The organism is Amycolatopsis sp. WAC 04197 (assembly GCF_003947475.1).
In the GTDB taxonomy this organism is placed as follows: domain Bacteria; phylum Actinomycetota; class Actinomycetes; order Mycobacteriales; family Pseudonocardiaceae; genus Amycolatopsis; species Amycolatopsis japonica.
The window spans coordinates 509,088-524,385 of record NZ_QHJK01000001.1 but is presented as its reverse complement, the minus strand read 5'-3'; the positions used below and the strand labels follow the sequence as shown (position 1 = coordinate 524,385).

Here is a 15,298-nt window from a genome sequence, read left to right as displayed (position 1 = left end):
AACGCCGCGTACGTCGCGCTGGTTCACGCTCGAACGGCATAGGAACCTCCTCAGCAGGCTGCGAACAGTTTCGCACAGTTTTGCACAACTGTTCGGTTAGCCGAGCCCAGAAGTGGCACAACTTGCCAAAGTGTGCGTCAGGTGGCGCACACTGTGAAGCGTGTCTGGAGACGACTCCGACCCAGCCGAGAAACGGCTGTCTGTTAGGCAGGCAGCCGCAGCACTCGGATGCAGCCCTCAGACCGTCCGTAACTGGCTGCGCGACGGGCGGCTGCGAGGAGTACGCGTGTCCCGAGGGGCTCGCAGCGACATCCACCAGGTATTGGCGAGTTCCGTCGAGGCATATGTATCGGAACACGGTCGCCTCTCGACCCCGGAGCGTCCCTCCGCTGACGAGGTCGTGGACCTGGTCGACAACCTCGTCGCCAGGGTCCGCGCGATTGAGAGCGGCCAGCCGTCATCGTCGCCAGACTCGGTCAACCTGCTCTACGCCAATCTCCGGCTGATGGAGATTCACGAGGAGTACGACCGCGCGATGGCGGAGCTACTCGCCGCGGACGAGCACCGCCAGCGAGCGTTCGACGCGATGCGAAAGGCCGCCGGCAAGTACCGGGCCGCAGTCGAGCAGTTCCATCTACCGCCAGGGCCACCTTCGTAGCTCTTCACGATTCGCTCCGGCGTGTCGCGTCCTTCTCACGCAGGCGGCGAGGCACACTCAAGGATGGCGGTATAACCGCCATCCAACCCCGTCTACATACCCCAGCTGAGGTGGCAGGCAAGCAGTCTCATCGCAACATGTAGTAGCCGTGAAGCATGACACGCCAGTGAAGCCGCTGTCGTGGCTGGCGGCAAAAAGAAACGGCCCTCTGCGAGGGCCGTAAGGCCAAGGCTGCTCGCCTTGGCGTGGTGTGTCTACAACTGTACACACGCGGACTGGCAATGACCAGGCGCGAGAGGAGGTGTGTCCCGTGCAACGAGTCATGGTCTTCGTCGACGGGTTCAACCTCTATCACGGCCTGAAAGACAAGCATGGGCGTCGGTACCACTGGCTGGACCTTGAAGCTCTGGCGACAAGCCTGCTCAAGGAACACTGGCAGACGCTGACCGGCGTCATGTACTTCACAGCCCGGGTTCGCAACGACACCGGCAGCCTGCAGCGGCAATCCATCTATCTGGACGCGCTCGAGGCCCACTGCCCGAAGGTCAAGATCGTCGACGGTAGGTTTCAAGAGAAGGTCCGCGGCTGTAAGCGGTGCGGCTCGACCTGGACGGTCTACGAGGAAAAGGAGACCGATGTCAGTATCGCCATCGCCCTCCTTGAGCACGGCATCAAGGACGACTTCGACGTCGCATTGATCATTTCTGGCGACAGTGATCTCTGTCCGGCGGTCCGCGCACTCAAACGGGTGTGCCCGGATAAGCGGGTAGTCGTCGCATTTCCGCCGGCACGATGGTCCCATGATCTCAAGCTGGCGGTGACGGCGGCTTTTCCCATCGGCGTGGCTAAGATTCGTCAGGCCCAGCTGCCACTAGAAGTAGTCGCCGGGGACGGGCTCATCCTGAGACGCCCGGAGCGATGGGTCGAGCGATGACAGCCGAGCAGATCAGCCTGGGATGCAACAGGTCGACATCGGTTGCCGACCACGCGAGCAGGTGCAAGCCGGGGTCGAAGCCGAGGCTTGCACCTGCCCACCGGGACGCTTCGGCACCAATTGACCAATCGCCAAGGAGTACGCCAAAGCATGACAAATATTGGACACAACTTACAGTTCTTGTCCATCATTTAGGGCCGATTCGCACGACGAGGCCCACATGTAGAATCTCCAGGACACGCGAATTGACGAGCGCGCCGTTTGATAATTCAATACAGAAAAGAACCAACACGAGGTTCGCAGGGCGAAGAAGGCCCATGCCCCTCATTGCGCGACGACACCCCCAGGTGTTCCATCGCGGCGCCGATGTGATGGCTCAGGCCGCAGCCTGCAAGCCAGCGAGGCTCGACCGCGTAATCCACTGCGGGATCACCAAGCGAACCGCGGGGCGTCCGCGAGTCTGCGCACTTCTCATAGGATGATCACCTGCCGGGTAGTTGTCCCCCTCTTCAGCAGGAGCTCCTCGTCGTCCTCGCGAACAGCGCGATACAGGACTTCCCCGTAACCGACCAAGCGCCGAACAGCTTCGGTTAGGGAGACGTTCTCGCGGTCCATGACCTTCTGAAGCGCGGCCATCGTCTCGGGATTGACTGCGACGTTGATGCGCTTCGGCGCAGCCTTGGCCGCGTCGGCCTTGCCAGCCTCGCCTTCGGCACGCTGGCCCGGAGTGCGGATGGGTGTGGGCATCGATTGACCTCTCCTTTTCGTGACGGCACGGCGCACCCTCACTTGCCCGGATCGCCCCCTCGATTCGGCATCCGTCGCAAGCACGGCTAAGTTCGTGGACGGCGGATGTGGTTAGTATGTGGTTCATCAGTGGCACTCGCCACTCCTCGCTGTGGGCGATCGTAGCAGATTGCGGCAGCCGCGACGATCTTGTTCGTCCCATAACTCCACGTCATAGCACTGTCATCTCACCGTCCGTCGAACTTTTACCTGACGGGCGTGCACAACATACTGAACCATCTTTCCCACGAAAGAGCCACCCCTTTAGGTTGCAGATCACTCGCTTCAACCATACGGGGCACACGTTGATGACACACCTGTCACACGCTAGAAGCGCATGAGAACCACCTAAGAAGCACCACCTCGACACGTCTGGAACCCGGTGTGCGCTAGCATCTCTTCGAGGATCCACCTCACGACTTCCGTCCGTGGCAGGTGTTCGGCCACGGCACACACCTGCCACCACGCCCCTGCCTCCCAGTGGAAGGACCGTCGATGACCACACCCCCGAAGCCCCGCGTCGATGCGATGGGAGCAAGCCGGCAAGACGCGGCCGCTCTCACCTGGCTGGACCTCAGTCAGCCCGAGCCGACCCTGACTGGCGTGGAAGAGGCATCCGATGTATCGCAAAGCCCGGTGACGTTCGTCTTCGAGGGCCCTGACATCGCGACAAACCTTCCAGAGGAGGACAGGTGAGCACTCCAGAGGAGGAAGAGCCGGCCACGAGCGCCTCGCCCGAGCAAGCACCGGCGTCCTCGTCGACAGGCCAGGGCGCCTCCGACGAGGAGGCGGTGTGGCGCGACGACACAGCGCCTGGGACTGCTCCGGTGACCGAGGTGTTCTATGACCCGGCGGAGCCGAGGCATTCCGCGCTGGTTGCGATACCGGAGGGGCCGACCTTCGAACAGCTTGAGCAAGCCCAGAAGCGCGAACACACTGAGTTGATGCAGAAGCGCGACCATGAGCACCAGAAGGAAATGCGCATGCTCGAGCACGCCCACCGCTCGAAGATGCAGAAGCTGGTGCTCGGTGGCGTCCTTGTCGTGCTGGCCGCCGCGTTCGGAGCAGTCCTAACGGCCGTCTGGAACCACGGCGTGACACCCGAGTTCGGTCTCGACATGGCACGGCTCGTCGTTCCCGCGCTCGTCGGGTCCGCAACGACGATCGTCGGCGCCATGTTCATCAGTGCAGGTAGCCGCAAGGAACCGTGACCTCGTGTGGCTGAGGAGCCCGCCTGACAACAGGTGAACTGCTCTGCCATACGAGAGCACCCAGTATGCGCTCACTAAGACACGGTGCAGCGTTCCCAGCTGCTCAGAATGTCAGCACGCGGGAGATCGCCGCTCGCGCCAGCTTGTAGCACTCACGACGCTCGGCGCGACCTTCCGCCCGAGCAGTGGTCACCGCCAGCGTCAAAGTTCTGAGTGAACCGACACCCCGCACCGTCGTCGTCCCCGGCCTCCCCCTGCGGAAGACAGCGGGTTCGACACAGAAACCGGAGGAAGCCCTGTTGCGCAACCCGACCGTCGCGGCAGCGGCCCGCGAGCTGGCACACCACCGAGGACAGCAGTTCGAACAGCACGACGTGCTCCTGGCGGCAATGCGAAGGGTCACCACCGTCGACGCCTTCTACGTCGCCGAGTTCGTCGGGGACGACTCCATCCACTATCACCACCAATACGACGGCGACGTCTTCGATCTCCCTGGATCCCACTCCGTGCGCCCGGGCGGCATGGCGGCCTGGGTCCGCCACCACCGCCGCACCTATCAGTACGGCACGGACAACGGACGCCTGTTGAACGCTGGGATTTCCTTTGGGAAGCTTGACAAGCGTTCGCGCGATGCGCTCGTCGCACCCGTCTTCGACGGGGGACGCGCGTCCGTCATCGGCCTAGTCTCGATTCAGACATACCGGCCGAATTGTTACGACACAACCGTTGTAGCCACCTTCGAGTCACTAATAGAGGCCTTCGCCGCACAGCTTGCGCACGAACATGCCTTAACCGGAACCAACGAGGACCAATCAGAGGAGTCGTTCATCAGCCACGTGTTGGCTGCTATTGGCGCCGTACACAGTGACGCAACCCGCGACCTTCGCCAAGTGGGAAAAGGCTTACGCGACCCAGAGGCCGCGTTGCGCAAGGTCAAGAGACAGCTGGAGCGCCTTTTGTCCGACCTGTGGGCCCGCGAGCTGGGCGAGCATCGCCGCGTGGCCGCGTGGCTCGACATGCTCACCCCCCGGCAGCGGGAGCTGGCACTACTGATGGGGCATCATCTCGGCCGCAATGGCCAAGTGCCCAGCAACGACGTCCTCGCCGCAGAGATGAACGTCGCCTCATCGACGATCAAGACCTATATCAACGCCGCGTTGCGCGTATTTGACGCCCAGGACAAGCACGGCGTAGCCGCCGCAGTGTGGCGACTACTCGAAACGCGCGACCACCGAGAAAGTTAGCCGCGTCTCCACCCTGGGTTGAGGACATCGGTCTCCGAGTTCTGGCAGGCTCCGCCGTCGCCGCAAAGGCGGCTGACAAGACCGAACAATGAGGCGGGACCAGAGAAACGCATGGAAATCATCCTGAGGTTGTTGACGGCCTGGGCACAGGGAGCTGCACGCCGAGCCGACGCGGACATCGAGGGGCTGACCGGACCGAATCTCGAATCTGTCGTGCGGCAGACATTCGCCGTCGTGACCGAGAAGCTGGGCAACGAACCCGCGATCCAGGACTTCCTCGCTGCCGCGAAGGCGGAGTCCGGAGTACCAGCGGGCACCAGAGCCGCAGCTCAGGCAGCCTTGGAACAGGCGGCGGACCGTGATCAAACGTTCGCCGCCGAGCTGCGCCGCCTAGCCCCCGTGCGTGCCGAAACAGCCGATGGCTGGACAGCACGTGATCTTCACGGAAGCGTGGCGACAGGCAGCATTTACGGCGGCAGCAACGTTGTCGGGCAGAACATTCGCATCAAGAACAAGGTGATCAACTACGCTCGCAAGAACCCCGTCGCGGCCGGCCTCACCACGCTGGTCGTGGCCGTAATCGCGATCGCCGCGATACTGGCGGCAACCCAGCCCGGCAACAGTCAGGCCGGCGCGGAGGCTTTCGTCGGCAACTGGACCGCCTCCGACGGAAGTGGAATCAAAGTTCTCGCAGCCGACGGGCGTTGCGACGGGTTCTACTACAACGGGCGCGAACCACTCGATATCGGCGGCCCAATGACCTGCGACGTCAGCGGCAAGCCGGGCGCGAACGGCCGGTACACCCTGACCGTGACACAGAAGCCCAACAGAGCGACGTATGAGGCTGCGCTCGATTCGGCTGACCACATCGTGGTGTACGCCGACGATGGCTCGCCACTCTACGAGCTCAGACGCCGTTAGGTGTCCTCCGCACATAAGTCAGGACCCCCCAGCGCGGCTAGCCAGGCTCGAGAGCTCCAGACTGACTGATCGTTTCGTGTCTCAACCTGGCCGTCTCCTCTTCCGCTGGGTCGTGGTCGGTCGGCTATTTCCGGTGACTGCGTAGCGTTTTACGCCAGCTCTTCGACTACAGGTCATGCGATAGAAGTGCAGTAAGTGAGTAAGCCCGCTGTGCTGGACGAGGTCCACTATGAGGATGGGTAATGGACGATTCGCTTCAAGCTCTCCTGCCCCGGCTCGGCGTAGGGCCGGCCTTCGTGCTGCTCGGCCAGGCGTCCGCGAGCTGGACAGATGACCAACATACGTCGTCGTTGCCGATCCCCCCGTTCGGCAGCACCCCGGAAACGTATCTGGCCTTGGCGGAGACACTGAGCGCCGCGGAGACCGGCCAGCAGCTCGCCGCGGTCGCCGACTTCCCTTGGAACGGTGTCTTCACCTCGCGTATCGACTCCGCCCTCGAGCGGGCGTTTTCCACCAGCTGGCGACGAGTCAGGTCGATCGGTGTGCCACAGCTCGGAAGGAATCCGCGCAGTACGACCGACCTGCAGATCCGTCACTTGTTCGGGGGAACCTTTCTACCGGAGGATGAACGACCACCGTCTGACCCTGTAGCCGAAGTCGAGGCAACCGCCAGAGCAGGCGAAACCTTAGGGGTTCTTGCGGAGCGCCTGGTGACGCCCCGCGGGGTCGTGGTAATCGATGGCTACCAGGTCGGGGACTGGTTGACCACGAAGGACCTGTTCGTCTTTCTGATGAAGCTCGGCGCCGGCCAAGTACACCTCTTCTCCGCGACATCGGAGCTGCTGGAAGACAAACTCATCGGCACTGCGGTCGACCGCAATCTGCTGTGCACCCATACGGATACGCTCGCGCAGGTCCTCCACGAGGCCGAGGCCGAGGGAAGACTTGACAAGTCAACGGCCAGGAGCAGCGCCGGTAATCGCAGGCTAATTCCCGCCGGACGCACTTTTGTCGAGCTAGGCATCGGTACGTGGAACCAGGTCATCAGCGCTGCGAGACCGATCGACACAACTCTGCTTGAACCCTTTCCTGCAGCGTCGCCAGCGATCGACTACGAGCGGTTTCGCAACTTGATCGGCTACAGCGACGGTGCGCCACCCTTCAAAGCTGTCGCCAGTGGCTACAAGCTGCGCCGAGATTTCGAAGATGCGCTTTTGGATCGGGTGCAGCGTGGCCTCAAAGACATGTCGACACTCGATCCGATCATCGTGTCAGGGCAGACAGCGACAGGTAAAAGCCTCGCACTCTGCAGCTTGGCGCTCGACGTAGCCCGCAGCGGCCAAGCCGCAGTACTGCACCAGGCCAGGCGTGGTGACCGTCCCGCTGCTGCGGACATCGAGCAGTTCGCTCTCTGGGCCGACGAAGTCGCGGAGCTACCGACGTTGCTGATCTGGGATGCCATGGTCGACGACGACAACTACTACTCACTGCAGAAGAAGCTACGGGCACGTGGACGCCGCGTCCTCATCGTAGGCAGTAGCTATCGGGTCCCCGGAGAATCCACGCGTAACGTGGTCGTCGACGTCAACCTGTCCAAGGGGGAAGTCGAGAGAGCGAGAACCTGGCTCGACCGGTTCGGACTGCACCTCCCCAAAGCTGAATCCAAGGTCAACTCTTCCTTCCTGGCGCTTCTGTATCGCTTGGTCCCCGACTCGCAGTTCGTCATTCAACGCGGACTGACCCAGGAAGCCCGGCACTACGAGGCCGCGTTCGAGCGGCTAGCCAAGGAGACCACTCCCGATCAACTCGGGCTGACAACGCTAGCCCGAGCTCTCGCTGACGCAGGGTACGACATCAACTCGCTGCGCCCCTCCGAGCGCCCGCATGAGGAGTTGATCGACCTCTCCTTCTCCGAACGGAGTACAGCCGAACAACTGACTGCCGTTGTCCTGGTCGCCGGCAAGTGGGGCCTCACCATTCCACTCGAGCTCGCCCTCCGCGTGATTGGACGGGACGGCTGGAGCAACCTCGCCGAGATCGTCTCGCGCTTCGACCTCTTCCGATGGGAGGAAGACAGAAACGGCGAACAACTACTAGGGGTGCGCACCCAGCTTGAGGCCGAGTTGCTCGCCAGGGAAGACCTGAGCACGAACGCTGAGATCGGCGTGATCCGCGAGCTGATCGAGAACTTGCGGCCGGACCACTCCAACTGGGGCGGGGTCGAGGTCGACTTCATCGTCGCCCTCGTTGACAAGATCGGCCACAAGTCGCCCGATGTTCCGCAGTATGCTCGGCACTGGCTCGACGTGGCCGAAGCCTTTAAGGCTCTCAGGGAGAAGCTCGGCACCGCCCATCACCGCCTCGTGCTCGCCGAGGCCAACTTGACGCGCGAGTACGCGAAACGGGACCAAGGCAACAGTCCGGACGATCAAGCCCGGCGACTCGCGCTGCTCGTCGACACCCAGCATCTCCTTGAAGAGACCATCGATGAAGCTCAACTCTTCGGGATGGCCAAACGTAACCTCTTGGTAGAGCTCGGGAGCACGATCGGCACACAGGTGTACGAGCAGGTATCAACCTCCGACAGTGGACACCTGACGGCACTGATGAAGGACGTCATCCGCTCCCAGTTGGCGGCACGTCAGGTCGATCCGGAGAACTACTATCCGGTCGACGTGGTCGCATGGACGACATCGAAGGCGCTAGAGAACGCAGGCCTTGGGGAATCGGTGAGACTGGACCTCCTGGCCAACGCCCACGCTTCCCTAGCATCGGTGGACTCCGACGGACTCAGTCCGAGCCAACGTGCCCAATATGATCTCCGCTACCGCGATATGGCACGGCTGATGAAGGACCCAGCCATGGAGCTCGAGCACCTGGAGTCACTGAAGTCGAATAACGATCCTGCCGCATTCTATTTCCTTGCCCGCCTGGATGCCCAAAACGGCACAGAAGGAAAGTTGGCAGCGGTAAAAAATCTACTCGACGCACCAGCGGAAGTACGCGAAGACTGGCGATGCTCTCGCTTGCTTCTCGATCTATTCTGGGAGCTGAAAACAGGCAAAAAGTTCCTGCGCGGCCAACGCGAAGTACTGGCATTCACCACGCAGGACTGGGACGAATGTATCGAAGTTGTCCACTCCATCTCGACAGCGACCTCGTTCGAGCGCTACCGTCTGGATTTCCTCCACGGTCTCGCCCTCTTCCATCTTGGCCAATACCGTCTATCGGAATCGATATTCCGAGATCTAGACCAGCGCACCGCTGAGCTTTCTTCCCGAGTCGTGGCAACCTACGTCGCGTCCAACGAGAATGGTGCACCGCAGCTGTATAGCGGGCGTGTTACATGGACATCACCGGACGGCCGCCGCGGCAAGGTCTGGCTGGACAAACTCTCCATCGAGGTGGCGTTCATCCCCAGGCGATTCAGCGGCTCCGAGTCTCCGCAACGCGGCGATACACTCACAGACTTCCACATCGCCTTCAACATGCGCGGAGCCCTGGCCGATCCGGCTCGAAAGCTGCGCCAGCCGGAAGGTGGGACGCGTCATGTGGGATGAGTTCGAGCAGCTCGAGGTCGAACACACGCGCCTGTCGCAACACAAGCGTATATGCACAGGCGAGCCATTAGAGCCCCTGTCCCGCGCGGAGATTCCGAAGACCGTACTCAGCCTTGCCGACTTCAGGACACTGGTGTCTGAGGTGTATAAGTGCTGGCACGAGCAATGGGGCCAAGACGTGGCTTTTCTGTTGACCACGACGCGAGCAGCCACACCGAAGACACAAGATTTCAAAGCGAGATTCCAGAAAATTCGAACCGCCCACGAACACTCGACCAACGCTGGAGCAGTTCGAGTTCTCCAAAACTGGTATTATGAAGCATGTGGAACGAGAACACCGCAAGATCCCAATGAATGGGCAATCTGCGCCAGAAAGCTGATCCTCCAGCTGACCAACGCAATTACCGAACTAGCAGACGCGGCGATGTCTATATCGCAGAGTGAGAACCAGCGCAACGCATGGCAACAGCACTCTGCGACAAGCGTGCGCGCAGTCGTCGTCAGGATCGCCATCGACCTCGGCCTTTCCCTGCGAGAAAGTGCAATCGGCTACCATACACGTCAAGTTGAAAACCAGCTGCGCTGGTATCGTTCACCCAAAAGACAGAATGCAAGCGCAGAATTGGATTCGTTAGTAGAACGAAGCCTGATGAGTCAGTCACCTGCTTTGCCCTGCGACCACATGACGATTCTGCGGGAGCTGGAGGTCATCGGTTCGCGTTCTGCCTTCGCCGGGATTCAGCTCGCCCACGCCGTGGCCGCGGTCTCTCACACCCGCGGGGACGCCTTCCTGAAACTGGTCGCCGCCTCCTGGGCCAGCATCCAGCCTGCGTAAGCCCCACAGAGCCACGGTCAGGGCTGTTATCCACGGACACGCCCGATAAGAACGCGACGTAGTCAGCATCCACCGAGCGGCTACCCCTTCGGCGACGACTCTCACATCCTTACTCCGTGGTCCACACGGAGCCCGACCAGCGCGTCCACTCGGTACTTCAGGCCGTCTTGCACCGCCTTCTATCGCAGGGTTCCTCGACACGCACCGGCGGCGCACGCTGAGTACGTCCGTCGAAGGAGCGAGCGGTGTGCCATGGAGGTCGATGGCGTGTACACGCGGTGTGGTTGTCGGGACGGAGCGGGCCGGTTGCTAGGTAGCCGGTGTCGTGGGTTGGCGGTGCGGGGGCACGGGAGCTGGTACTTCCGGGTGGAGATGCCGCCGTGGCCGGACGGGCGGAGGCGACAGATTCGCCGCGGCGGGTTCTCGTCGCAGCTGGCGGCGCGCCAGGCTCGGGCCTGCCTGCTCGATCCGAGCGGGAAAGACTTGTCGGCCGCGGCGATCACGGTCGCGCAGTGGCTGCAGCTCTGGCTAGACACCAGAGTCGGGCCAGGCGCCTCGACGCTGCACAGCTACGGCCAGCACATCCACGGGTACCTGATCCCATACCTGGGCGACCGTTTGCTGAGAGAGCTGACCAACGCGCAGGTGCAGGCGATGTTCAACGCGATCATCCGGCCCCACGGCGCAGCAGGGCGTCCGGTAGCCGCGGGGACACTGTAACGAATCCACGCCACGTTGCGCGCGGCACTCAACGCGGCGGTGCGGCGCGGGCTGATCGACCGCAATCCCGCGCGCTTCGTCGAGCTCCCCCCGGGCAACGGCGACCGCACGCGGTGGTGTGGACGCCGCTACGGGTCGCCTTGTGGCTGGCGACCGGGGACCGGCCGCCAGCGGCGGTGTGGACCGCGGCGCAGACCGCGACGTTCCTGCGGAAGATCCGCGGCCACCGGCTCTACCCGCTGTTCCAGCTGCTGATATTGCTCGGTCTGCGTCGCGGCGAGGTGATCGGGCTGCGGTTGAGCGACATCGACCTCGAGGGCGGCTACCTGGCGGTGTCGCATCAGATCCGGCAGGTCGGCGCGACCATCGAGATCGGCAAGCCCGCGAGCGACACGAGTAATCGTGTGATCGCTCTCGACCATGGCACCATCGCCCTGCTGCGCCGCCACCTCGACACGCACCACGGCGACCCGGCGGGCTACATGTTCCTCAACGTGCACGGCCACCCGACCGGCCCGACGCGCTGACGAGCCTCTTCCGACTTCTCAACACCCGATCCGAGCTGCCGCCGATTCGGCTGCACGACCTATGTCACGGCGCAGCCAACCTGTCCCTGGCCGCAGGCGCGGACCTTAAGACCGTGCAGCACCTTCTCGGGCACAGCAGCATCGTGCTCACCGCTGACACCTACGTCAGCGTGCTGCCGAGCCTGGCCCGCGATTCCGCAGAAGCCACGGCTCGTCTCATCCTCGACGCCGCTTGCGCCACGGGCACACGCCTACGGATGCCGCGGCGCCGGCGCCCGCCCCTGCGCCGCCCAGTGACCGCCGGCAGACGGACCCACCACACGAAGGCTGCTGCCTGAGACCTCGCAGCCCCCGCAAAGCCGACCGAGGAAGGGCGCAAACCCGCGGCGGTGAAGCACGCCCTGGAACACACCGATACGCCAACGTTGCAGCGATTTGCCAGCACAGAGCACCGAGAGCCCACCGCGAGCCCACGCAAGATCACCACGAAGTCAGCAAGATCCACAAACAAGAACATCCCCGCTGATCAGCGGGGATGTCGAGGTGGTGGGCCGCCTGGGGCTCGAACCCAGAACCTACGGATTAAAAGTCCGCAGCTCTACCAATTGAGCTAACGGCCCGTGCGGCCGAGTCTAGTAGACCGCCGTCGACCACCAGGATGCCGGGGCGGCGGCGGGAGCGCCACGGAATTGTCGGGGGTCTCTGCCATGGTCGTGGGCATGGACACGATCCCCGAGGAGAACTACGCGGCGAGCTGGGAGGGCGACCGCCCGGAGCCTCCGCGGGTGGCGAGTGAGCGCGAGATCCTGACGTCCACGCTCGACTGGCATCGCCGCACCTTCGAGCTGAAGTGTCAGGGGCTGACGCCTGAGCAGATGGCCCTGCGGCCGATCGAGCCGTCGGGTTTGTCGCTGCACGGGCTGCTCAGGCACCTCACGGGCGTCGAGCGCTGGTGGTTCCGCGTGCAGTTCGCGGGCGAGGACGTCCCGTTGCTCTATTACTCCGACGAGTGGCCCGAGCAGGACTTCGAGGATCTCGGCGGCGATGTCGAGGAGGCATGGGCGGCTTGGCGTGCGGAGTGCGCGCGGTCGTGGGAGATCGTGGCGGCCGCGTCGCTCGACGACACGGGCAAGCGCCGTCGCGACGGGGAGCCGTTCTCGTTGCGGTGGCTGCTGACCCATCACATCGCCGAGTACGCCCGCCACGACGGCCACGCCGACTTGCTTCGCGAGCGCATCGACGGGAGGACCGGCCACTAAGAGCCTGTTGGCGGAGCTGCGGCGCATCTCGCGAAATGGACATGACGCCTGAACCCGCCCTGGCCGAAGGCCCCGCTATCGCGGTGGCAGGGCGCCGTTGTCCGTCGAGGTGAGAGGTTTGACCAGGCAGCGCCCTGGCAACGTCGATCGCGGACGCGGGTTCACCAACAGACACTGAAACTCTGAAATGCGATGCTGGGCCGATGAACGCCGATCCCGATTCCGGCCTCCTGTCCCCGGTCCGCGCCGGCACGCCCGCCGAGGCGGCGACGGGTGATCTCGCCTGGTTGCGGGCCCTGTTGGACACGGAGGCGGCGCTCGCCAGGGCGCAGGCCCGCACCGGGCTGATCCCGCAGGACGCCGCGGCGGCGATCACCGAGGCGGCCGCGTCCGCCGACATCGACGTGATCGCGTTGGCGAGGGCGGCTCGTGAGACGGCGAACCCGGTCGTCGGGCTGATCAAGGAGCTGACCGAGGCCGCCGGGACGGAGTACGTCCATCGTGGCTCCACCAGCCAGGACATCTTCGACACGGCGATGATGCTGGTCGCCGCGCGGACGCGGGCGCTTCTCGTCGCGGACCTCGAGTCGACGGCGGAGGCGCTGGCGGATCTCGCCCGCGCGCATCGCGACACGACGATGGCCGGGCGCACGCTCACCGCGCACGCGGTGCCGACGACGTTCGGGCTCAAGGCGGCGGGCTGGCGTCAGCTGACGCTCGAAGCGCTCGACAGGCTGAACCGGGTCGTTTTGCCGGTCTCGCTCGGGGGTGCAGCGGGCACGAGGGCCGCGTACGCCGAGTACGCGCGCCTCGCGGACCTGCCCGAGGGCTATCCGCAGCGCCTCCAAACGGCCTTCGCCGAGGAGACCGGGCTCGCCGAGACCACGCTCCCCTGGCACACGCTCCGCACGCCGACGGCCGACCTCGCGGCCGCCCTCTCCTTCACCGCCGCCGCGCTCGGGAAGATCGCGGTCGACGTCCAGTTCCTGACGCGTACCGAGGTCGGGGAGGTCGCCGAGCCGGCGGGCGAGGGCCGTGGCGGGTCTTCGGCGATGCCGCACAAACGCAATCCGGTGCTCGCGACGCTGATCCGGTCGGCCGCGCTCCAGGTGCCGGTGCTGGCCACCGGCGTCACCCAGGCCCTGGTCTCCGAGGACGAACGGTCCGCGGGCGCGTGGCACGCCGAGTGGCAGCTGCTGCGCGAGTGCCTGCGCCTGACCGGCGGCGCCGCGCATACGGCGGCCGAGCTCGCCCGCGGCCTCGTCGTCAACGATGAGCGCATGCGCGAGAACCTCGGCCTCACGCACGGCCAGATCGTCTCCGAGCGGCTTTCGACCGTGCTCGCCCCGCTGCTCGGCAAGGCGCGGGCCAAGGAGGTCCTCGGGCAGGCGGCCAAGCTCGCCCTCGAACAGGGCAAGGCCCTCGGCGAGGTTCTTTCCGGCCTGCCGGAGATAACCGGAGTGCTTCCCCCCGAATCCCTGGCCGACCTGCTGGATCCCGCGCACTACACCGGCTCGGCCGGGGTGCTCGTCGATGCCGCGCTGGCGGCCCGCGAAGAAAAACCGAAAACTCCTTGAACCGGTCTCGAACCGGCTCCGTGTAGGGGGTACAAGCTCACCGCGCCAAGCCGCGGAACCCCTACGAACAAGGAGAAATCCCATGCTTCGCAAGCGTTTCGTCGTCGCAGCGGCGTCCGCGGCCGCGGGCCTGGTGGTGCTGTCGGCCTGCTCCGGCGGCACCGAGGCGGCGGCCCCCGCCGTCGCTCCCGCCGCGGCGGTGGCCGGGGCGGGCGGGAACGCCCCCGCGGCCAAGGGTGAGACCAAGGTGGCCGTGGCCGAAGCGGGGAATCTCGGCCAGGTCCTCGTCGACAAGGACGGCTTCACCTTGTACCGCTTCGACAAGGACAGCGCGAAGCCGCCGAAGTCCAATTGCGACGGTGACTGCGCGAAGGCCTGGCCGCCGGTGCTGGCCGAAGGCGAAGTCCAGATCGAAGGCGTGGATCAGGCTCTGGTCGGTGAAGTGACCCGTGCCGACGGGCGCAAGCAGGTCACCGTCGGCGGCTGGGCGCTTTACCGCTACGCCAAGGATGCGAAGGCCGGCGAAACGAAGGGGCAGGGCGTCGGCAGCACTTGGTACGCCGCGAACGCCAAGGGCGGCAAGGCGGGCCAGGCGGCGAAGGAAGCTCCGGCAGAACAGAAGGACGGCGCCACGAAGCTCGTCGCGAGCAACGTCGACGGCATCGGACCGGCCATTGTGGACCAGGACGGCTTCACCCTGTACATGTTCACCAAGGACAAGAAGAACAAGCAGCCGACCTGCAACGGTGACTGCGCGAAGGCCTGGCCGCCGGTGCTCGCCGAGGGCGACGTCCAGCTCGAAGGCATCGACCAGAAGTTGCTCGGCAAGGTGAAGCGCGCGGACGGCACCATGCAGGTCACCGTCGGCGGATGGGCCGTCTACCGCTACGCCAAGGACGCGAACGCCGGCGAGGCCAACGGTCACGGCGTCGGCGGCACCTGGTTCGTCATCGAGCCCGCCGGCTGCAAGAGCACCGCGCCGGTGAAGGACAAGGCAGCGCAGAGCGGGAACGCCGCCCCCAAGAAAGAGGAAGACGCTCCCGCCCAGGACTCCGGCTACTGAGCG

The 15,298-nt window shown here is 64.4% G+C and carries 15 protein-coding genes and 1 tRNA gene; 14 read left to right on the top strand and 2 right to left on the bottom strand.

Features of this window, described 5'->3' with window-relative positions; all coding sequences use genetic code 11:
• The first annotated feature begins 160 nt into the window (after positions 1-160).
• Both DMC64_RS02590 and DMC64_RS02585 read left to right on the top strand, forming a co-directional pair.
• Positions 161-658, top strand: a complete 498-nt coding sequence (locus DMC64_RS02590) for a helix-turn-helix domain-containing protein (protein ID WP_125731815.1) — start codon at positions 161-163, stop codon at positions 656-658.
• Positions 659-980: 322 nt separating this feature from the next.
• Entirely contained in the window at positions 981-1,592 is a 612-nt protein-coding gene (locus DMC64_RS02585; RefSeq protein WP_199754855.1) for an NYN domain-containing protein, read from the top strand.
• Positions 1,593-2,063: 471 nt separating this feature from the next.
• On the opposite strand, the gene DMC64_RS02580 is transcribed toward DMC64_RS02585, so the two are convergent.
• On the bottom strand, positions 2,064-2,339 hold the full coding sequence (locus DMC64_RS02580; protein ID WP_125731811.1) for a hypothetical protein: 276 nt from the start codon (positions 2,337-2,339) through the stop codon (positions 2,064-2,066).
• A gap of 534 nt (positions 2,340-2,873) precedes the next feature.
• Here DMC64_RS02580 and DMC64_RS02575 point away from each other — a divergent pair.
• The 9 genes from DMC64_RS02575 (at position 2,874) to DMC64_RS43650 (ending at position 11,734) form a co-directional block, all read left to right on the top strand.
• Entirely contained in the window at positions 2,874-3,074 is a 201-nt protein-coding gene (locus DMC64_RS02575; protein ID WP_125731809.1) for a hypothetical protein, read from the top strand.
• The gene (locus tag DMC64_RS02570; protein WP_125731807.1) at positions 3,071-3,589 is read left to right on the top strand and encodes a hypothetical protein; all 519 of its coding nucleotides are present in this window, start codon (positions 3,071-3,073) and stop codon (positions 3,587-3,589) included. The genes DMC64_RS02575 and DMC64_RS02570 overlap by 4 nt, the downstream gene beginning before the upstream one ends.
• Positions 3,590-3,888: 299 nt before the next feature.
• Positions 3,889-4,833 carry a response regulator transcription factor gene (locus tag DMC64_RS02565; protein WP_125731805.1) on the top strand — a complete coding sequence of 315 codons (945 nt, stop codon included), beginning with the start codon at positions 3,889-3,891 and terminating at the stop codon, positions 4,831-4,833.
• 111 nt (positions 4,834-4,944) lie between these two features.
• Complete coding sequence (locus DMC64_RS02560) at positions 4,945-5,754, top strand: hypothetical protein (RefSeq protein ID WP_125731803.1); 810 nt, start codon at positions 4,945-4,947, stop codon at positions 5,752-5,754.
• 242 nt (positions 5,755-5,996) lie between these two features.
• Positions 5,997-9,314 carry a hypothetical protein gene (locus tag DMC64_RS02555; protein WP_125731800.1) on the top strand — a complete coding sequence of 1,106 codons (3,318 nt, stop codon included), beginning with the start codon at positions 5,997-5,999 and terminating at the stop codon, positions 9,312-9,314.
• Positions 9,304-10,149: a hypothetical protein gene (locus DMC64_RS02550; protein WP_125731799.1), complete on the top strand. Its 846-nt coding sequence runs from the start codon at positions 9,304-9,306 to the stop codon at positions 10,147-10,149. Before DMC64_RS02555 ends, DMC64_RS02550 begins: the two co-directional genes overlap by 11 nt.
• Positions 10,150-10,485: 336 nt before the next feature.
• Positions 10,486-10,869, top strand: a complete 384-nt coding sequence (locus DMC64_RS02545; protein WP_125731797.1) for a hypothetical protein — start codon at positions 10,486-10,488, stop codon at positions 10,867-10,869.
• 113 nt (positions 10,870-10,982) lie between these two features.
• A complete protein-coding gene (locus DMC64_RS42915) occupies positions 10,983-11,396 on the top strand; it encodes a tyrosine-type recombinase/integrase (protein WP_199754854.1) in 414 nt (137 codons plus the stop codon).
• Positions 11,393-11,734 (top strand): tyrosine-type recombinase/integrase, encoded by a 342-nt coding sequence (locus DMC64_RS43650; RefSeq protein WP_199754915.1) that lies wholly within the window; start codon positions 11,393-11,395, stop codon positions 11,732-11,734. The genes DMC64_RS42915 and DMC64_RS43650 overlap by 4 nt, the downstream gene beginning before the upstream one ends.
• Before the next feature lie 206 nt (positions 11,735-11,940).
• Here DMC64_RS43650 and DMC64_RS02535 read toward each other — a convergent pair.
• Positions 11,941-12,016: transfer RNA gene (locus DMC64_RS02535), tRNA-Lys, on the bottom strand.
• A 99-nt stretch (positions 12,017-12,115) separates the two neighbouring features.
• Here DMC64_RS02535 and DMC64_RS02530 point away from each other — a divergent pair.
• The 3 genes from DMC64_RS02530 (at position 12,116) to DMC64_RS02520 (ending at position 15,295) form a co-directional block, all read left to right on the top strand.
• Entirely contained in the window at positions 12,116-12,655 is a 540-nt protein-coding gene (locus DMC64_RS02530) for a DinB family protein (protein ID WP_125731795.1), read from the top strand.
• Positions 12,656-12,858: 203 nt separating this feature from the next.
• Complete coding sequence (gene pcaB / locus DMC64_RS02525) at positions 12,859-14,232, top strand: 3-carboxy-cis,cis-muconate cycloisomerase (RefSeq protein WP_125731794.1); 1,374 nt, start codon at positions 12,859-12,861, stop codon at positions 14,230-14,232.
• An 82-nt stretch (positions 14,233-14,314) separates the two neighbouring features.
• Entirely contained in the window at positions 14,315-15,295 is a 981-nt protein-coding gene (locus tag DMC64_RS02520; protein WP_125731792.1) for a hypothetical protein, read from the top strand.
• Positions 15,296-15,298 lie beyond the last annotated feature (3 nt).